The organism is Brevibacillus sp. HB1.4B (genome assembly GCF_013284285.1).
Classification (GTDB): Bacteria; Bacillota; Bacilli; order Brevibacillales; family Brevibacillaceae; genus Brevibacillus; species Brevibacillus porteri.
The window spans coordinates 312211-330820 of record NZ_JABSUT010000007.1 but is presented as its reverse complement, the minus strand read 5'-3'; the positions used below and the strand labels follow the sequence as shown (position 1 = coordinate 330820).

Here is an 18610-nt window from a genome sequence, read left to right as displayed (position 1 = left end):
GTTTTTGCTTTACCTACAAGTACGTTTTTATGCAGGTGAACCGACATCGATCAGGGATTCAATCATGACCTTTTGACTGTTTTTGTTCACCCAAGCATGTGTTTCTACCAGTTGCTTGCGGTACCAATCGATTTGTACTTCTACCTGATTACGAGCGGTCCCACCCAGCACGTTGCGTGCATTGACAACTGTCTCAACAGCGAGAGCGTCATACACATCTGCCCCAATAGCCTCTGATAAGCTCTGGAATTCTTCCAAGGTCAGATCGAGAAGATACTTTTGCTGCTCGATGCAGTACAAGACGGTTCTCCCTACGACTTCATGCGCCTGACGGAACGGCATGTCTTTGCGAACCAAATAATCTGCCAAGTCTGTCGCATTGGAAAAATCGTTGGTAACTGCTTGACGCATGCGATCTGCTTTGACTTGCATCGTCTTAATCATCGGCGTGAGCAACGCTAGCGCACCATGAATGGTAGTTACCGTATCGAACATGCCTTCTTTATCTTCTTGCATGTCCTTGTTGTAAGCCAGCGGCAAACCTTTCAATACGGTCAACAATCCAAATAGATTGCCGTAAACACGCCCTGTTTTTCCGCGAACCAGCTCTGCTACATCAGGATTTTTCTTTTGCGGCATGATACTGGACCCCGTACAAAATGCATCGTCTAGCTCCACAAAAGAGAATTCCTGACTGCTCCAGATGACGAGTTCTTCGCACAGACGGGAGAGATGGGTCATGACCAAAGAAGCATCAGCCAAAAATTCGACGATGAAATCACGATCACTCACTGCATCCATGCTGTTTTGATAGATACCATCAAATTGCAGCAATTCCGCTACAAACGTGCGGTCAATCGGGAATGTCGTACCTGCGAGGGCACCTGCTCCAAGCGGCAGCACATTCACACGCTTCCACGTCTCGGTCATCCGTTCGATATCGCGTTGCAGCATGGACACATACGCCATCAGGTGATAGCCAAACAATACTGGTTGCGCACGCTGCAAATGTGTATAGCCTGGCATGACGGTATCGAGATGCTGGCTCGCTTGCTCGAGCAATGCCTCTTGCAAATACATCGCCAATTGGATAATCTCCATCAGCTTTTCTCTGAGGTACAGATGCATATCTAATGCAACCTGATCATTGCGGCTGCGGCCGGTGTGGAGTTTGCCCCCCACCGGACCGATCTCTTCAATCAGCATCTTTTCAATATTCATATGCACATCTTCGTGCGCAACGAGAAACTCAGCTTGCCCGCGCTCAATTTTCTCTTTTACCTTTTTCAAGCCAGCGATGATCTGTCTTACTTCCTCCATCGGCAGGATGCCGCACTTGCCCAACATGGCAACATGAGCCAGGCTTCCGACGATGTCCTGTCGCCACATTTTCTGGTCGAAAGAAATAGAAGCAGTATACTCTTCTACGAGTTGATTCGTCGGCTTCGTGAAGCGTCCTCCCCAGAGTTTCATTGCTTGATCGCATCCTTTTCATCCAAAATCTTAATGGCCGTGTTTTTATTCTCGTGCAGTACACCCTCGTTTACCTGTGCGTATACCTTTGTTGGCAGACCCCACAGCTTGATAAAACCGAGTGCTGCTTTGTGGTCGAATTGGTCACCTGCATTGTAAGTCGCCAGCTCGTGGCTGTAGAGAGACGATGCAGAGGTGCGGCCTACAACGATCGCATGTCCTTTGTGCAGCTTCACACGTACGACACCCGTTACGTGTTTTTGCGTTTCTTCAATGAATGCCTGAACAGCATTGCGAATCGGCGAAAACCAGAGACCCTCGTAAATCACTTGCGCCAGTTTTTGCTCGACAATCGGTTTGAACTGGGCGACCTCACGTGGTTGCGTCAAGAATTCCAGCTCACGGTGAGCCAAAATCAAAGTAGTTGCAGCCGGTGTCTCGTAAACTTCGCGAGATTTGATGCCCACCAAACGGTTTTCCACATGGTCGATACGGCCTACACCATGGTTTCCAGCGATTTTGTTCAGCTTGAGGATCAGCTCAGCCAGCGGGAGCTCTTCGCCGTTCAATGCAGTTGGCTTCCCTTGCACGAAGGCGATTTCGATTTCTTCTGCCTCGTCTGGTGCATCCGTGATTGACTTCGTCAGATCGTATGCACCTTCTGGAGGAGCAGCCCATGGATCTTCCAGAACACCGCACTCGCAGCTTCTGCCCCACAAGTTTTGGTCAATACTGTATGGATTGTCCAGATCGATTGGGATCGGGATATTGTTCTTTTTCGCATATTCAATCTCTTCGTCACGCGTCCAGCCCCATTCCCGAACCGGCGCCACGATTTTGATATCCGGGTTCAGCGCTGTAAAGGAAACATCGAAACGTACCTGGTCGTTTCCTTTTCCTGTGCAACCGTGTGCGACAGCTACCGCGCCTTCTTTTTCCGCGATTTCAACCAGCACGCGCGAAATCAGGTAACGCGACAGTGCAGACACCAGCGGATACTTCCCTTCGTACATAGCGTTTGCCTTCAAAGCTGGCAATACGAATTCTTCTGCGAATGCATCTTTTGCATCCACTACGATTGATTTCAATGCCCCTACCTGCAATGCTTTTTTCTGTACGAAATCGAGGTCTTTCCCTTCCCCCACATCCAATGCAACTGCAATGACATCGTAGTTATACGTATCTTGCAGCCATTTAATTGCTACCGATGTATCTAAACCGCCTGAATAGGCCAACACAATTTTTTCTTTTGTCATCATTCTCTCTCCCCGTTTCGAAGTTTCTCTCATGCGAGTAATTATACAAACGAACTAATAAAAATACAACTATTTTTATTGTATATTTCTTGTGAATTCGCAGACAAAAACAGGAATGCAAAGAAATTATACATTTCTCGCATAAAGAGTATCTTGTTTTTATGCATACTCATTGTCTGTTCATGCATAAACGTTGCGCGATTGAAAGGAAAACGAATCCAATGTAGAGAATGAGTGAAAGGAAGAATTACATAGGAGAAGTCTGTTGGAGGGATTATGAAAACAATTTATTTGGTACGTCATTGTCAGGCTGCTGGCCAAGAACCCGAAGCTCTGCTCACGGAAAAGGGAGAAGTACAAGCCCGGGAGCTTGCCACCTTCTTCGCAGATTCCCCCATCGATCGAATCATTTCGAGTCCATATCATCGGGCGATTGCTACCATCCAGCCTCTTGCACAGGAGCGCGGAATCGTGGTTGAAGAAGACACGCGTTTGGTCGAGCGTGTCCTTAGCGGAGTGGCACGTGAAGATTGGTTCGAGCGACTGCGCGATACGTTCGATGACCTGACTCTTGAATTCGAAGGGGGCGAATCCAGTCTCACTGCTATCAACCGTGCAAATTCGTTGCTCACTGAGATTTTGGCAGATGCGCACAAAGAAATCGTGCTTGTTAGCCACGGATGCCTGCTGGCCTTGCTCATGAAATCAATGGATGACCGCTTTGGCTTTCACGATTGGGAGAAATTAAGCAATCCGGATGTATTCAAGCTTACCTGCCATTTAGAAACCAGAGAGATCGTCCGCATATGGTCGTAAACGAATAAAAACAGTTACAAGGGGCAGCTCATCTGATTGCCTCCTGTAACTGTTTTTGTGGGATGGACTCTATTCCGATAATGCTTTGCAACTCTTCGTACGGCAGTCGCTGAACGATTCTGATAAAATGCTCCGCCAATATCGGATCAAATTGGGTACCAGAGCCCCGTCTGATTTCTTGAAGCGCTTCCTCCACAGGCAAACCTTTTCGATAAGGCCTGTCCGCAACCATCGCATCGAAAGCGTCTGAAATGGCTAAAATTCTCGCCATCAACGGAATCTCATCCCCAGCTAAACCATCCGGGTATCCCCTTCCGTCTATTCGCTCATGATGGGAGCGGATCGCAGGAAGCAATTCGTTGAACATCCCTGCTTGCAAAATAATTTCGTAGCCAATGACTGTGTGCTGCTTGATCTTGTCGTACTCTTCCGGGGTCAGCTTTCCTTTTTTATTGAGAATTTCGTCTTCGATGCCGATTTTTCCAATGTCGTGCAGGATTCCCCCGATATAAACATCCTCCACTTTGCGTTCGGACAAACCAATATCTCTCGCAATTTCTCTTCCCCAGTAAGCTACACGCTGAGAATGTCCACTTGTGTAGCGATCTCGTGCGTCAATGGAAGCAGCCATCGTCGTTAAGAAGTTGTGATTGAATGATTTGACCTCTTCTACTTTTTGCTGAAGCCTTTGGAGGTTGTCATAGTAATGATGAAATACGTAACTGATCGTAATAAACGCAATCATCATAGGAATTAGTGGTAGCGGGCCATATGACTCTACTAAGCGGGAACCTACTCCGGCTAAAATTAAAAGCAGCAAGTAAGTCGAGGTAAATCCTTTTGCCATCATCTTTACGGTTCGCGCCCAGGTCATTTGATGAAAATAGGAGATACCCAATCCACATAAAATCAGGTTCACAAACCAATAAACCACAGCCAAAATCAAATCGCTAATAATAGGAGAAACGGTTCCGAAGCCCTCGATCCAATCCTTCAAAAACGCTACTGTCCATATCGTCATTAACAATTGCCCAATATTAATGATAGCTTTTAGCGGATTAAACCTTACCAGGAAAGCAATGATTAAAGATTCAATAACAGCAGCCCATACTCCGACCCATACGCCGTACAACAAGATACCCGAAAAGATTACAGCATTGTTCACTGTTAAAATCGTATTCGATATACGCACGGGAGCAAAACAGGAGAAAATGGTCAGGAGAGTATAGGTAGATAATACCCCCCAATGCTCACGAACTGCCCATTCAGATGAAGATGTGTAAAAAATATAGATTGCTGCAATGACAAATCCAACCTGTACAACAATCCCCTTTATCCAATTTGCATAATCAGTTTTTTGTCGCATAACTTTTACCTTCGCGAAGTTGTAGTAATGAAATGGGTTTATTCATCAATCGCTGAACAAGTAAAAAGGCGCCTAGCATAATAAAAATATCGCCGATGCTAATAATCCGAGGAATGACAGATGGCATGTAGATGACATCCGTCAAAAACGGAAAATTTGAACTTTCCGTCAATACACTATGCTTGAAATTCGTTCCGTTTATAACCGGCTCTAAATCATAAGGAAGCTTTGCTGCTTGAACTAAATCAATTGGCATTTTTCCATTGTTAGACCAAATTGCAATCGCATTCAGAAACCAGCCGATTAAAAATATCCGCATATCCTCAAATTCTCGATTAAAAACGAGGAAAGCCAAAATAAACACATACGCGATCGATATGAAAATGCCACCGATCGCAGGGAATAAGACCGCACAAGCTTGGAGCAGTATGGTAACGACAAGAAGTTTTATTTGATTGAATTTAGGAAAATCCTTGATTCTTCCCCCTCGCAGCAATGCTACGAGAAAAGATAGGGCAATTACATCCAATAGCATGTTGTTTCCTCCAAGCTTGAAGAAAAAACACCACTCAGCCAAGCGGTGTTTGTTTCTCCAATACGCTTATTATCCAATATGGAAGTTTGCAGAAGTAGCTGCTACGATTGCTACCACCATCATAATTGCCGCGAACCATTTTTTCATTTTCTTTTCCCCCCTTCAGGCATAGTGGAGAAAGCTGGCTTCGCTACTGTCCGTGATGCAGAGGCCAAGCGACCAAGTACAACCCCTGCTCTTCTTTCCTTTTCCATTATGGAAAAGGTTGGATTCGCTACTGGCTCCATACGGACCAAGCGACCAGATACAGTCCGTACTTCTTTGCTTCTTTCTTACCTTTATTTTACACATAAGTGACAAAATTCGGCAATCATAGATTCATAGTCTATTCGATTTAATTACAGATAGTTCTATTTAACTAGAACTATGTTCACACCAGCGCCGCCAATATCGCCTTTTGTGCGTGCAATCTATTTTCAGCCTGATCGAAAATGACAGAGCGCGATCCGTCGATAACCCCTGTTGTCACTTCTTCCCCACGATGTGCTGGCAAGCAATGCAAGAAGAGATAATCACGATTTGCCGCTGCTACCAACTTTTCGTTCACTTGATAGTCGGCAAATGCTTTCAATCGCACCTCATTTTCTTCTTCAAAACCCATACTAGTCCAAACGTCCGTGTATACTGCATCTGCCCCCATGACAGCCTCTATCGGATCGGTGGTCACCATCATTTTTCCACCGCTTTGTTTCGCATATTCTGTAGCTTTTGCGACAATTGTTGCATCCATTTCGTAGCCTGCCGGAGTCGCCACCCGCACATCCAGGCCTAGCAGGGCTGCGCCCAGCACCAGTGAGTTCGCCACGTTGTTGCCGTCTCCTACATAGGCGAGCTTGACTCCTTTCAGCTTGCCTTTATGCTCCCAGATCGTCAGCAGATCAGCCAATGCCTGACAAGGATGGTACAGATCGGTCAAGCCATTGATAATGGGGATCGAGGCGTGCTCAGCAAGCTCTTCTACATAAGAGTGGGAAAAGGTGCGAATCATGATGGCATCCACGTACCGGGAGAGAACTTTTGCGGTGTCGCTGATCGGCTCCCCGCGTCCGAGCTGTAGCTCTTTTCCGCTCATGAACATCCCTAGGCCACCCAACTGATGCATCCCTACTTCAAAGGAGACGCGCGTACGGGTCGAAGCCTTGTCAAAGATCATCCCCAACGTCTTGCCTTGCAAAGGCTGGAATGGCTGTCCCAGCTTTTGCAATTGCTTGACGTGAGCAGACAGATGGAGCAGCTCCATCAATTCTTCCCCGTTGAATTCATCGACGCGTAAGAAATCTTTTCCTTTATGCTTTTGTAACGGCAAGTTTTGAAAGTGTTCCAATATCTTCACTGGCTGCATGCGAGCCACCTCTTTTCTTCATAATAGACTTCACGTATAACTCGAACGTATCGACAGCGGAGAACAACGGCACACCTTGTTGTACCATACGGCTTCGCAGAGCAAATCCTGTCCGGCCCTGACGATTGCCTTTCGTTGCAGTAACAAGTGCGAAGGCCGCTTCTTCCTTTTGCAATAGCTCGATCCACGCCGTTTCATCTGCCACGACATGCTTCACGACAATTCCTTCGGCTGCAAGCCACTTGGCCGTTCCCGGAGTCGCTGCCAGATTGGCACCGTCTGCTTGAATTTGTCCAATCGACTCTCTTACGCCGTCCTGCTTATCTCCATCTGCCAGAGAAATCATAACCAACTGACCTTTTTGCCAGTCGCCGTACAAATTGTCTTTGAAAGCAAAGGCTTTGCCTGCTGCCTCTTCGAAAGAATGCCCCAAGCCGAGAACTTCTCCCGTCGATTTCATCTCTGGACCTAGTACCGGGTCTACGCCGTTCAGCTTGATCGTGGAGAAGACTGGCGCCTTGACGACTGCAAAAGGAATCTCTGGCAAAAGCCCTGTACCGTAGCCCATCTCTGACAGCTTTTCACCCAATTGTGCGCGCACTGCCAGTTGAACCATCGGGATGCCAGTCACTTTGCTCGTAATCGGTACGGTCCGTGAAGCACGAGGATTTACCTCCAGTACATAAACCGTTTCACCATCAATGACGAACTGGATATTGATTAGCCCGACCGCTTCCATTTCTCTCGCGATTGCTTCTGTATAGCTCGCGATTTTTTGCTTGCTGTCATCCGTCAGCTGAGGAGCCGGGAACAAGGCTACACTGTCACCTGAGTGGATTCCCGCTCTCTCCACATGCTGGAAAATCCCTGGGATAATGACAGATTGTCCGTCGCATACCGCATCTACTTCTGCTTCCTTACCTGGAACGTATTTATCCACAAGGAGTGGGAAAAACATGCTCATGTCCGGATGGTTCAACCAGTCGTGAATGGTCGCTTGCAGCTCGTCGATATTGTGGACGACTACCATACCTTGCCCGCCGATGACGTACGAAGGTCGCATCAAAACAGGGAAGCCGATTTCCTCCGCAATCACGGTCGCATCCTCCAAGGTCGATACTCCTTTACCGGGGATATGCGGAATATCCATCTTGCGCAGCATGGCGTAGAACAGCTCGCGGTCCTCCGTGCGTTCGATGGCTGTAAGCGACGTACCCATTACTTTCAGCCCCGCGTGCTCCAGCTTGGCGGCCAGATTGATCGCGGTTTGACCGCCGAACTGAACCATGACGCCCTCAACCTGTTCGCGTTCTGCGATATGCAGCACGTCTTCTACGTGAAGCGGTTCAAAATAAAGATGGTCGGCTGTTTCATAGTCCGTGCTGACCGTCTCTGGGTTGTTGTTCACAACGACAGCCGCAATACCGCTGGCCTGAAGCGCTTTGGCTGCATGCACGGAGCAGTAGTCAAACTCGATACCCTGACCGATGCGAATGGGACCTGAGCCAAGTACCAGTACTTTGCGGCCAGACAGTGACTCGACCTCATCTATTCCTTGCCAATCCGAATAGTAGTAAGGGGTTTGGGCATCAAATTCTGCTGCACAAGTGTCCACGATTTTATAAGTAGGCGTAATGTCCGATTCTTGACGCAATGATTTGATTTCGGCAGGTGTAGCACCTACCAGTGAAGCAATGGTTTCATCGGCAAACCCGCGACGCTTTGCTTCCAACAACAGCTCAGGGGTCAGTGTTTTCCGATCGTGGCAAGACAGCTCTACTTCCAAATCCACGATTTTACGCAAGCTCCGCAAGAAAAACGGATCGACACCAGTCAGACTGTGCAGCTCACTTTCTGTAAAGCCTTTGCGGATCGCCTCGGCAAAAACAAACAGTCTGATATCCGTTGCTTCTTGCAAGGAATGTGCAAGCTCATCACGTGTCCAGGAGGCCAGCTCTGATCGAGTCAAATGTGTGCAGCCCTGTTCCAGGGAGCGAACTGCCTTCAAAAGTCCTGCTTCCAGATTGCGGGCGATCGACATGACCTCGCCAGTCGCTTTCATTTGGGTCCCCAGCTTGCGGTCTGCCAGCGGGAATTTGTCAAATGGGAAGCGCGGGATTTTGACAACGATGTAGTCCAACGCTGGTTCAAAACTAGCGTACGTATAGCCTGTGATTGGATTGAGTACCTCATCCAGTCCATAACCTAGTGCGAGCTTGGCAGCGATCCGCGCAATTGGATAACCTGTTGCTTTGGATGCCAACGCACTTGAACGGCTTACACGAGGATTTACTTCGATCAGCACATACCGATCGGAATTCGGATCAAGCGCAAATTGAATATTGCAACCGCCTACTACCCCTAGCGAACGAATCACTTTCGTTGATACGCTGCGCAGCATTTGGTACTGGCGGTCTGTCAGCGTCTGAGATGGCGCGACAACAATACTGTCTCCCGTATGAATGCCTACTGGGTCCAAATTTTCCATATTGCACACGATGATGCAGGTATCATTTGCGTCCCGCATGACCTCGTATTCAATCTCTTTCCAGCCTTTTACACTGCGCTCAATCAATACCTGACCGATTGGGCTAGCTGCAATGCCACCCGCTGCAACTTTGCGCAAGGACGATTCATCCCCTGCGATCCCGCCGCCTGCTCCTCCGAGTGTATAAGCAGGACGGACAATCACGGGATAGCCTATAGTGTTCGCAAACTCGATTGCTGCTTCTACAGATTCGACTGTATCGCTCTCTGGAACAGGCTCTCCGATTTTTTGCATCAATTGCTTGAACAGCTCACGGTCTTCCCCGTTTTGAATGGCAGCCAGCGGCGTCCCCAACAGTTGGACGTTGTACTTTTCCAACACACCCGCTTCTGCCAGCGAAACAGCAAGATTAAGTCCCGTTTGGCCGCCTAACGTAGGCAAGAGGCCATCGGGACGCTCTTTTGCGATAATAGCTGTCACGGATTCCACCGTGAGCGGCTCCAGATATACTTTGTCCGCTACTTGTTCATCTGTCATGATCGTAGCTGGATTGTTATTCACCAGCAAGACCTGCACGCCGGCCTCCTTTAGGGAAAGGCAAGCCTGTGCACCTGCATAATCAAATTCCGCTGCCTGCCCGATGACGATCGGACCAGAACCGATGACCAATACTTTATGAATGTGTGGCAATTTAGGCATATCTCTTCGCTCCTACTACGCGCATCGACTGCAAGAATTGGTGGAAAATGTGGGATGTATCACTAGGGCCCGGATGTGCTTCTGGATGGAACTGCACACTGAAAACAGGCAGACTAATGTGACGTAATCCTTCGACTGAACCGTCATTGACATTGCGATACGAAACCGTTAACTGACGTTTATCCAGAGACTCTTCCTTGACCACGTACCCGTGATTTTGTGAACTCATGTATACTTTCCCAGTCATCAGATCTTTGACCGGATGATTGCTACCGCGGTGACCGTATGCGAGCTTTTCTGTCTTGCCGCCGTACATCAACGCCAATACTTGATGCCCCAAGCAGATGCCTAATGTCGGGTACTGCTCTACGGCTTTACGCCATTCGCTGCAATACGCAAGCAAATGCTCCGGATCGCCAGGCCCATTGGAAAACAACAAGCCGTCTGGTACGAGAGCATTGATTTGGGCAAAACTCGTATCAAATGGAACGACTGTGACACGGCAGCCCTGTTCGAGAAGTGCATCCAAAATCGATTGCTTCATGCCGAGGTCAATCAAGACGACATGCTCGCCTGTTCCCGGATACCGCTCCACCTGCTGCCTGGATACGTTGGCAACTAATGATTTCTTGGCGTGCTTGTAGCGCAGGGACACAACTTCCTCCACCTGCATAGGCTGATCGGAAATGACACCGAATACGGTACCGTCTTGGCGGACGCGCTTTGTAATCGTTCGCGTATCAATCCCTGCAAGGATCGGGAACCCAAATGCTTCTGCCGCTTGAGCCAAAGTCATGTTTGATTCGTAATGGCTTGGCTCTGTGCATAGCTCGCTGACAATCATCCCTGTCAAAGCTGGCTTGGCTGCCTCATAATCCTTTTCGTTGATCCCGTAGTTTCCGATCAAGGGATACGTGAAGGTAACGATTTGCCCTGCAAAAGAAGGGTCTGTCATCACCTCTTGATATCCTGTCATTCCTGTATGAAAAACCACTTCTCCGAATCCGTTAATGGGGGCGCCATACAGCTTCCCTGTAAAAACCTCACCGCTCTCCAGCGTTAAATATCCTGTACCTAACGATTGATTCTCTCTATCCATCTATAAAGCCACTCCTCTCCAATGGGCACCGGCCTGATCGCTCTTACCGAAAATTTATGCAACCTTTTGTATTAATATACATTTGAGATTATAAAAATGCAACGAGTTTTTTGACCACTTCCACTCGTTGCATTCTTTGCTTTTTCATCTAAACCTGAAACAGTGCCTCGCTTAATACGTCAATGGCCTGCTTTACTTCATCATCGGTCGTTACAAACGAAGGCAAGAGTCTCACTACTTGTGGACCAGCCATCAGCAGAATGACTCCTTTTTCCCGTGCATACGCGACCAGCTCACCAGCAGGAATCGTTAGCTCCACACCGAGAAGCAATCCTTTTCCCCGAACCGTAACCACTTTGTCTGGATGCTCTGCCTTGAGCTTCTCCAGCTCTTTGATCAAGACATCATGGATATGGGCTACCCGCTCCAAAATCTGCTCTTCTTCCATCGTCGTAAGCGTCGCGATTCCAGCAGTTGCTGCCAATGGATTCCCGCCAAAAGTAGTACCATGCGTACCTGGAGCAAACGCTTCTGCTACTTCCTTAGTCGCGACGACAGCTCCAATCGGGAACCCACTTCCCAAGCCTTTTGCCAATGAAATCGCATCTGGCTTCACGCCATATTGCTGGAAGGCAAACCATGTACCCGTGCGACCAATCCCAGTCTGTATCTCATCGATTAACAGGAGCAATCCGTGCGCATCGCACAATTCACGCAGCGCCTTCACCCAGGCCTCTTCTGCTGGATGTACGCCACCTTCTCCCTGGACCAGCTCCAGCATAATCGCGCATGTCTTGTCTGTAATAGCTGACTTGACTGCATCGAGGTCGTTGTAAGGAACGGTGACAAATCCTTGCGGCAATGGTGCGAATCCGTCCTTCACCTTTTCCTGTCCAGTAGCCGTCAGGGTAGCCAATGTCCGTCCATGAAAAGACTGTTCAAAGCTGATGATTTCGTAACGGTCGGTCCCTTTTATTTTTTGTGCATAGCGGCGGGCGAGCTTGATCAAGCCTTCATTCGCCTCCGCCCCACTGTTGCAGAAAAAAGCCTGATCCAGTCCAGACAGACGGCTCAGTTTTTCCGCCAAAATCTCTTGCTGAGGAACATGCACCAGATTCGAGCAGTGCCACAACGTATCGAGCTGTTCGTGCAGCTTTGCCGTTACTTTTGGCGGGACATGCCCTAGTGAGGTCACGGCAATTCCTGAGGTAAAATCGAGATATTGCTTGCCTTGATCATCCCACACCTGGTTTCCTTGCCCTTTTACCAAACTGATTGGCCATCTCGCATAGTTATTCATGAGATGCACAGGCGCTGTAGTTGTATGCATATTCATTTTCCTCCTCACCTAAGCGTAATTGACATTCATACGTACGGTTGTCCCAACTCCCTGCCCCGCACAAACACCGAGCAGATCATCAGCGGTTCCCCGGCAGATGACTACCTGCTCCACGCCCTGTCCGAGAGCGTCAAGAGCTGCCTGAACCTTCGGAATCATTCCACCAGTAATAATCTCTGCCTGAATCATTTCCTGTATCTCTTCTGCACTTGTAGCTGGCACTACTGCTTTGGTTCCGTCTGGCTGAGGCTGCATGATGCCCGGAACGTCTGTCACCATGATCAGTTTTTCGGCGCTGAGTGCTGCTGCAATCGCTCCTGCGGCTACATCAGCATTGACATTAAATGTCTCTGTGCCATCTTCACTAACGGAAAGGGGAGCAATCACTGGGACATAGCCCTGCCCAAGAATCGCTTTCGGAATGGTCGTATCAGCCTTCTTGATTTCTCCTACCCACCCGAGTGGCTTTGGCGTTTTTGTTGCCAAAAGAGTCTGACCATCGATGCCACTAACTCCCCACGCCTTGGCTCCTGCCTGCGTCAGCCTTTTTACCAGCGCCTTATTGATACTGCCGCACAAGACCATCTCTACAACACGCAGCGTGTCCTCGCAGGTAACACGAAGCCCATCGACAAATTGCGGAGTGATCTGAACTCGATCAAGCATACTGTTAATAGCAGGTCCGCCCCCGTGGACGATGACGATCTCTTGTCCTTGCGCCTGCAGTCCAGCAATCGCCTGAAAGAAAGAGTCAGGTAGCTGATCCATGGTGCTTCCGCCACATTTGATCACGACAATTCCTTGCATCTGCTCTCCTCCTCTACGGGTATACTGGTACGAGCGGCAAGCCCGTTTTCTCAGGCAAATCAAACATGACATTCATGTTTTGCACAGCTTGACCAGCCGCGCCCTTCATCATGTTATCGATGACCGACAGCAAGATAACACGCTTCGTGCGCTGATCAACATGGATGGCGATATCGCAGTAATTAGAGCCATAAACTTCTTTTGTATGTGGATGACTGTCTGCAGGACGTACACGCACAAAAGGCTTATCCGCATAAGTAGCTTCATATAGCTCCTGGATTTGCGCTTGAGTGACATCAGTGGTTAGTTGTCCGTAAGCCGTGACTAAAATCCCTCGGGTCATCGGCACCAGATGCGGCGTAAATTGAACAAGCGTCTCTTCCCCGCTTTGTTTATGCAGCTCCTGTTCAATCTCTGGTGTATGCTGATGACTCGCCACTTTATAAGCATGGATGCTTTCATTACTCTCGCTGTAATGAACACCGAGCGATACTCCACGTCCAGCGCCGGACACACCTGATTTGGCATCGACGATCCAACTGTTAGGCTGTACCCAGCCTGTCTTTACCAGCGGAAGCAGGGCGAGGAGCGTAGCAGTGGGATAGCAGCCTGGATTTGCTATGAGACTGGCACCCGCCACTTGCTCTTGATTCCACTCGGTTAAACCGTAAACCGCCGCTTCTACCCATTGGGAAGGGGCAGGCTCATGTTTGTACCACTTTTGGTAGACCGCACCGTTTTCCAGACGAAAATCCCCGGATAAATCAATGACCTTTACGCCTTTTTCGACCAGCTTTGGAGACAGCCCGCTACTTACTCCCGCAGGCGTAGCGAGGAAGATCAAATCGTTCACACCGCTCATGCTGTCTGCATCAATCGGTGACAATGTCGGCAATCCGAGCCCAGCTGCATGTGGAAACGATTTTTCCAAGCTTTCTCCTTCTGATGAACTTGAATATAAATTTGCGATCTCAACATGCGGATGCCCAGCCAAAAGACGGATCAACTCCGCGCCACCATACCCCGTTGCTCCAACAATCCCGACCCGAACCATGCCCTCTCCCCTTTATCTCATTCCGTATTTTTATACATGAATAATAATAAAAATCCATTTGGAATACAACAAAAAAACTTTTTTACGTCCAAAGAAAAAAGCGCCCGATTGCTCGAGCGCTGGTTTGTTGCCCTGTTTACTTTTTGTCCGCTAACCATGCAGCGATGTTTTCTGCATCTTTTCCTTTGACGAGACCCGGAGGCATTGATCCTTTTCCTTTTTCCAAAATGCCCAGGATCTGCTCCTTGTTCAACTGACTACCGATCTTTTGCAAGTTCGGTCCAACTGCCCCTTCCAGCGTCTGTCCGTGGCAGCCTGCACAGGTATTTTTGAACATGGTTTCTGCAGTTGCTGCATCATAGCTGCCAGATGGCGTCGTCGAAGGTGTTTCTGTTGCTGGTTTTTCGGCTGCCGGCGTTTCTGTCGCTGGTTGTTGTGCTGGCGGCTGTGTTTGCTTACTGGTACCACAGGCACTTAGCGAGAATGCGAGTACAGCCGCTGTCAAAACGAGTGGAATACGTTTCAAGGCTGTTCCCTCCTTTATTCGGATTTCTTCGCTAAGTATGCCTCCGACTACCACTTCTCATTCTTACCAGAGCCACATTTAGGACAAAGGAAACTCTAACGGGCTCCATTCACGTAACTCCAACGTCCGTGCGCCTTCCACGACAACTGGATCAGCCTCAGCTAATTTGCGAGCTTCTTCCAGAGAATCCGCTTTGTAAATAACCAATCCGCCAAGCTTATCTGTGAAGGGTCCTGCCATGATCACTTTTCCCTGCTTGTACAAATCATTGATATACGTAAGATGCGCAGGTCTTACTTGAGCATTCAGCTCTTGATTCACGATTGGCAAAAATGCGGCATACAACATGGACGGTTTCTCTCCTTTTTCATGACCTTGTTCTTTCATGAATTATAACATAATTATGAATACGGACTTTGGTCTGGTAGGATTTTTCCTTTCTACAGCGAACGATTCAAAGGTAGCAAGTAGCAACAGAGAGGCGGATAGGTATGGGCACGCAGATACAGTTATATACATCTCTCTTCCACAACAATCCTGACGCTGTTTTCATGTTCGACATGCAGGGAAGATTCACAGGAGTAAACGCTGCTGGTGAAGCATTGGTAGGATACACCTCTCAAGAATTGCTGCGCATGCAAATTTGGGAAATTCTCGCTTCTACAGAAGGTCTCGACAGTAAGGAACAACAACAAATCCTCTCTGCAAGAATCCGAAAAAATAAGCATTATCAGTTGCTCCATAAAAACGGGCAGGTTGTGGATATTATCGCTTCCAGCTTTCCCATTTTTCAAAACGGCGAAATCATTAGTCGCTATTCCATTGCCAAAAACATCACGCAGCAAAAGAAAGTGGAAGAGGCTCTTCACCAGATGCAAGAGAACTTTCGGTTAATATCCGAAAACATTATGGATTTGATTTTTATTGTAAATGTGGATGGAATTATTACCTACGCTTCCCCTTCTGTTCAAGCGGTTACTGGTCTCACGATTGGTCAAGTGATCAATCAGCATTTTTCGATCTTGATTCATCCTAAGCAAGTAACCAACGCCAAAAGCGATTTTGCTCAAATGATGAAGCAGAAGATTACACTCGATGCCGAGTACCATTACCTGCACCCTGACGGAAGAATGTTGCTGTTCGATGTGAAAGGAACACCTGACATTTGTTCGAACGGTCATATTCTCAGCACGGTTTTTGTGGCACGTGATATTACAGAACGTCGACAATCAGAGGAATTGCTTCGTTACTCTGACAAGCTGTCAGTTCTAGGTGAGCTTGCCGCGGGAATTGCCCATGAAATTCGCAATCCACTTACGGCCTTGAAAGGGTTTATTCAACTTATGGAAGGGGACGAGTTCGCCAATCAGCAATACTTGCAAATTATGCGATCCGAAATCGACCGGATCACTTCGATTACCAGTGAGCTTTTGATAATGGCGAAGCCCCAAGCCTTGCGATTTGCTCCCAACGGCCTTTTGCCATTGCTTTCGTCTGTCATTAAGCTTTTGGAACCACAAGCACTTCTTAAAAATGTATCTATTCTTACTGATTTTCCGCAAGTGACTTCCCTCATTTTGTGTGAGGAATATCAAATCAAGCAAGTCTTCATAAATATCATAAAAAACGGCATGGAAGCCATGCCGTTAGGTGGAAATCTCACAATCAAGGTTGTAGAGCGCTCTTCCGATGTTGTCATCCGAATCAGCGATCAAGGACAAGGTATCCCTGCCGAGCTACTTCCCCGATTAGGAGAGCTTTTTTATAGTACAAAAGAAGCAGGAACCGGCCTAGGGTTAATGGTAAGCTCAAAAATTATTCGCGATCACGGCGGTACAATCAACATCGTCAGTGATGTCGGCAAAGGAACCACCGTATCGATTTCCATACCAAAAGCCTTGAAGCCTTCTGTTTCGTTTAACGATTAATCTGCGCGCGTAGATAAGCATCGATAAACGAATCAATCTCACCATCCATGACTGCTTGAACGTTTCCTGTCTCCATATTCGTCCGGTGGTCTTTTACCAGACTGTATGGGTGGAAGACATAGGAACGAATTTGGCTGCCCCATCCAATATCTTTTTGTTCACCTTGAATCGCGGCCAACGTTTTCTCTTGTTCTTCCCGTTTTTTCTCGAACAGTCGTGCCGTCAGCATCTTCATCGCACGCTCCCGGTTTTTAATCTGGGAGCGTTCTGTTTGACACGTCACCACAATTCCAGAAGGCAAGTGAGTAATCCGTACAGCGGAGTCAGTCGTGTTGATATGCTGACCACCTGCACCGCTGGAACGATACGTATCGATTTTCAGGTCTTCTGTACGTATGTCTACCGCATTATCGTCTTCGATCTCCGGCAGGACGTTGCAAGACACAAACGATGTGTGACGACGTCCAGAGGCATCAAACGGAGATATCCGCACAAGACGATGAACCCCTTTTTCTGATTTGAGGTAGCCATACGCATTATAACCCTTAATGAGGAGAGTAACACTTTTTACACCGGCTTCATCACCAGGCAAATAGTCCAATGTTTCCACCTTAAAGCCCTTGGCATCCCCCCAACGTGTATACATGCGCAGAAGCATGGACGCCCAATCCTGGGACTCTGTCCCACCCGCTCCCGGATGCAGCTCCAGAATGGCGTTGTTCTTGTCGTATTCATCACTCAAAAGCAATTCAAGCTCAAAGCTCTCAAATGACTTCCGCAGCTCCTGCGTACTGTCATACAGATCTTGAATGAGGGACGCATCCCCTTCTTCGATGACGAGCTCCAGCATTACCTGGAGATCCTCGTACTGGGAATCCAGCTTGGCCATCGTCTCTACGAGGCTTTTGATGGCATTCAGTTCACTGATTGTCTTCTGCGCTGCATCATTGTCATCCCAAAAATCGGGTGCCAGCATGCGCTCTTCCAGTTCACCGATTCGTTCCTGTTTTACTGGGAGGTCAAAGAGACCCCCTGATATCCGCTAATCGCTTAGCCATGCTAGACATCTCTTGTTTGATGTCCGCAATATCGATTAATGCCATGTTGCGAATCACCTTCTCTTTACGTAAGCTATGTTTTATTGTAACGTAATTTGCCAGATGCGCAAATACGGCAGCATGTCACGTTTAGAAAAGGGACTTCGCCGCTACCCTTTGTCACGTTGCCACCGGTGGTGATGGCGAGGATCTCAGGTCTCGGATTTCATGTGGTTGTTTATTTTCCGTCTGTGGTACTGCAACCAGATGGAGATGCGTACGCCGAGCTTCGCTTGCTTTCAGCTGATAAGCTTGCTTGATGAAGGCTTGTCTCTTCCAGTTGTGTGTTTTTCGATATTTTTTGGCTAGCGGACTTTCACGCGTTCGATCCACCATTCCATTCGGTGGTGCGATCAAGGCCTCATTCCAATTCGGCTCCGGAATTTCCTCTATCAGTCGCTTGTCCTCAAAGACCGGGTCTTGCGCAGAGATGACTCTCGGTAATTCGATCCCCTCTTCCTTTTCAATCAGCTGTACTTTTTTATTTTCTTTTCCTGTCTTTAGCACTGCTTTTAAAGTAACAGAAATGCGCTCCATAATATTCTTCGTTTGTATCCCCATCACGTTCACTGACGTTCTCATTTGTTCATTCCCCCGTCTTCGTGAATTTTTGGTAAAAGTGTTGTACTTACGATTCTATTTATTTTTCAGATAATTACCACTTGAATCGTTCGATCACATTTACCAGTGTTAGACAAATAGATCGCTAATATCAGACGAGGAAG

At 47.9% G+C, this 18610-nt stretch carries 16 protein-coding genes; 2 read left to right on the top strand and 14 right to left on the bottom strand.

The window, feature by feature from the left end; translation table 11 throughout:
• Positions 1 to 27: 27 nt before the first annotated feature.
• Together argH and HP398_RS19035 are read right to left on the bottom strand one after the other, a co-directional pair.
• Complete coding sequence (gene argH, locus HP398_RS19040) at positions 28 to 1473, bottom strand: argininosuccinate lyase (protein WP_173623374.1); 1446 nt, start codon at positions 1471 to 1473, stop codon at positions 28 to 30.
• Positions 1470 to 2729, bottom strand: coding sequence for an argininosuccinate synthase (locus tag HP398_RS19035; RefSeq protein WP_017252246.1), 1260 nt, complete (start codon positions 2727 to 2729; stop codon positions 1470 to 1472). Before HP398_RS19035 ends, argH begins: the two co-directional genes overlap by 4 nt.
• A gap of 276 nt (positions 2730 to 3005) precedes the next feature.
• Between HP398_RS19035 and HP398_RS19030 the strand changes: the two genes are divergently transcribed.
• Positions 3006 to 3545, top strand: coding sequence for a histidine phosphatase family protein (locus HP398_RS19030; protein WP_017252247.1), 540 nt, complete (start codon positions 3006 to 3008; stop codon positions 3543 to 3545).
• Between the two features lie 28 nt (positions 3546 to 3573).
• On the opposite strand, the gene HP398_RS19025 is transcribed toward HP398_RS19030, so the two are convergent.
• The 10 genes from HP398_RS19025 to HP398_RS18980 form a co-directional block, all read right to left on the bottom strand.
• Complete coding sequence (locus HP398_RS19025) at positions 3574 to 4911, bottom strand: HD-GYP domain-containing protein (RefSeq protein ID WP_017252248.1); 1338 nt, start codon at positions 4909 to 4911, stop codon at positions 3574 to 3576.
• Positions 4895 to 5446, bottom strand: coding sequence for a DUF5317 domain-containing protein (locus tag HP398_RS19020; RefSeq protein WP_173623373.1), 552 nt, complete (start codon positions 5444 to 5446; stop codon positions 4895 to 4897). Before HP398_RS19020 ends, HP398_RS19025 begins: the two co-directional genes overlap by 17 nt.
• A gap of 430 nt (positions 5447 to 5876) precedes the next feature.
• On the bottom strand, positions 5877 to 6848 hold the full coding sequence (argF, locus tag HP398_RS19015) for an ornithine carbamoyltransferase (RefSeq protein ID WP_017252250.1): 972 nt from the start codon (positions 6846 to 6848) through the stop codon (positions 5877 to 5879).
• A complete protein-coding gene (gene carB / locus HP398_RS19010; RefSeq protein WP_173623372.1) occupies positions 6793 to 10035 on the bottom strand; it encodes a carbamoyl-phosphate synthase (glutamine-hydrolyzing) large subunit in 3243 nt (1080 codons plus the stop codon). Before carB ends, argF begins: the two co-directional genes overlap by 56 nt.
• Positions 10028 to 11134 carry a carbamoyl phosphate synthase small subunit gene (locus HP398_RS19005; RefSeq protein WP_173623371.1) on the bottom strand — a complete coding sequence of 369 codons (1107 nt, stop codon included), beginning with the start codon at positions 11132 to 11134 and terminating at the stop codon, positions 10028 to 10030. The genes carB and HP398_RS19005 overlap by 8 nt, the downstream gene beginning before the upstream one ends.
• Positions 11135 to 11282: 148 nt before the next feature.
• Positions 11283 to 12464: an aspartate aminotransferase family protein gene (locus tag HP398_RS19000; RefSeq protein WP_106835129.1), complete on the bottom strand. Its 1182-nt coding sequence runs from the start codon at positions 12462 to 12464 to the stop codon at positions 11283 to 11285.
• An 18-nt stretch (positions 12465 to 12482) separates the two neighbouring features.
• Positions 12483 to 13280 carry an acetylglutamate kinase gene (gene argB / locus HP398_RS18995; protein WP_017252254.1) on the bottom strand — a complete coding sequence of 266 codons (798 nt, stop codon included), beginning with the start codon at positions 13278 to 13280 and terminating at the stop codon, positions 12483 to 12485.
• A gap of 13 nt (positions 13281 to 13293) precedes the next feature.
• Positions 13294 to 14334 carry an N-acetyl-gamma-glutamyl-phosphate reductase gene (gene argC, locus HP398_RS18990; RefSeq protein WP_173623370.1) on the bottom strand — a complete coding sequence of 347 codons (1041 nt, stop codon included), beginning with the start codon at positions 14332 to 14334 and terminating at the stop codon, positions 13294 to 13296.
• A 136-nt stretch (positions 14335 to 14470) separates the two neighbouring features.
• A complete protein-coding gene (locus tag HP398_RS18985; protein WP_026043384.1) occupies positions 14471 to 14860 on the bottom strand; it encodes a c-type cytochrome in 390 nt (129 codons plus the stop codon).
• Between the two features lie 78 nt (positions 14861 to 14938).
• The gene (locus HP398_RS18980; RefSeq protein ID WP_017252257.1) at positions 14939 to 15208 is read right to left on the bottom strand and encodes a YciI family protein; all 270 of its coding nucleotides are present in this window, start codon (positions 15206 to 15208) and stop codon (positions 14939 to 14941) included.
• Between the two features lie 143 nt (positions 15209 to 15351).
• On the opposite strand from HP398_RS18980, the gene HP398_RS18975 reads away from it, so the two are divergent.
• Complete coding sequence (locus tag HP398_RS18975; protein ID WP_017252258.1) at positions 15352 to 16788, top strand: PAS domain-containing sensor histidine kinase; 1437 nt, start codon at positions 15352 to 15354, stop codon at positions 16786 to 16788.
• On the opposite strand, the gene prfB is transcribed toward HP398_RS18975, so the two are convergent.
• Together prfB and HP398_RS18965 are read right to left on the bottom strand one after the other, a co-directional pair.
• Positions 16778 to 17891, bottom strand: a protein-coding gene (prfB, locus tag HP398_RS18970) for a peptide chain release factor 2 (RefSeq protein WP_100169712.1) whose coding sequence is annotated in 2 segments (ribosomal slippage) — positions 16778 to 17809 and positions 17811 to 17891 — 1113 coding nt in all. Because the reading frame shifts where the segments join, the coding sequence is not laid out codon by codon here. The two genes, HP398_RS18975 and prfB, sit on opposite strands and share 11 nt — an antisense overlap.
• A 114-nt stretch (positions 17892 to 18005) precedes the next feature.
• Entirely contained in the window at positions 18006 to 18467 is a 462-nt protein-coding gene (locus HP398_RS18965) for a hypothetical protein (protein WP_017252259.1), read from the bottom strand.
• Between the last annotated feature and the right edge of the window lie 143 nt (positions 18468 to 18610).

What these genes read in the sequence shown, in the direction of transcription:
- argH (WP_173623374.1), bottom strand. Translation starts at nt 1,473, where the DNA reads ATGAAACTCTGGGGAGGACGCTTCACGAAGCCGACGAATCAACTCGTA.
- HP398_RS19035 (WP_017252246.1), bottom strand. Translation starts at nt 2,729, where the DNA reads ATGACAAAAGAAAAAATTGTGTTGGCCTATTCAGGCGGTTTAGATACA.
- HP398_RS19030 (WP_017252247.1), top strand. Translation starts at nt 3,006, where the DNA reads ATGAAAACAATTTATTTGGTACGTCATTGTCAGGCTGCTGGCCAAGAA.
- HP398_RS19025 (WP_017252248.1), bottom strand. Translation starts at nt 4,911, where the DNA reads ATGCGACAAAAAACTGATTATGCAAATTGGATAAAGGGGATTGTTGTA.
- HP398_RS19020 (WP_173623373.1), bottom strand. Translation starts at nt 5,446, where the DNA reads ATGCTATTGGATGTAATTGCCCTATCTTTTCTCGTAGCATTGCTGCGA.
- argF (WP_017252250.1), bottom strand. Translation starts at nt 6,848, where the DNA reads ATGCAGCCAGTGAAGATATTGGAACACTTTCAAAACTTGCCGTTACAA.
- carB (WP_173623372.1), bottom strand. Translation starts at nt 10,035, where the DNA reads ATGCCTAAATTGCCACACATTCATAAAGTATTGGTCATCGGTTCTGGT.
- HP398_RS19005 (WP_173623371.1), bottom strand. Translation starts at nt 11,134, where the DNA reads ATGGATAGAGAGAATCAATCGTTAGGTACAGGATATTTAACGCTGGAG.
- HP398_RS19000 (WP_106835129.1), bottom strand. Translation starts at nt 12,464, where the DNA reads ATGCATACAACTACAGCGCCTGTGCATCTCATGAATAACTATGCGAGA.
- argB (WP_017252254.1), bottom strand. Translation starts at nt 13,280, where the DNA reads ATGCAAGGAATTGTCGTGATCAAATGTGGCGGAAGCACCATGGATCAG.
- argC (WP_173623370.1), bottom strand. Translation starts at nt 14,334, where the DNA reads ATGGTTCGGGTCGGGATTGTTGGAGCAACGGGGTATGGTGGCGCGGAG.
- HP398_RS18980 (WP_017252257.1), bottom strand. Translation starts at nt 15,208, where the DNA reads ATGTTGTATGCCGCATTTTTGCCAATCGTGAATCAAGAGCTGAATGCT.
- HP398_RS18975 (WP_017252258.1), top strand. Translation starts at nt 15,352, where the DNA reads ATGGGCACGCAGATACAGTTATATACATCTCTCTTCCACAACAATCCT.
- HP398_RS18965 (WP_017252259.1), bottom strand. Translation starts at nt 18,467, where the DNA reads ATGAGAACGTCAGTGAACGTGATGGGGATACAAACGAAGAATATTATG.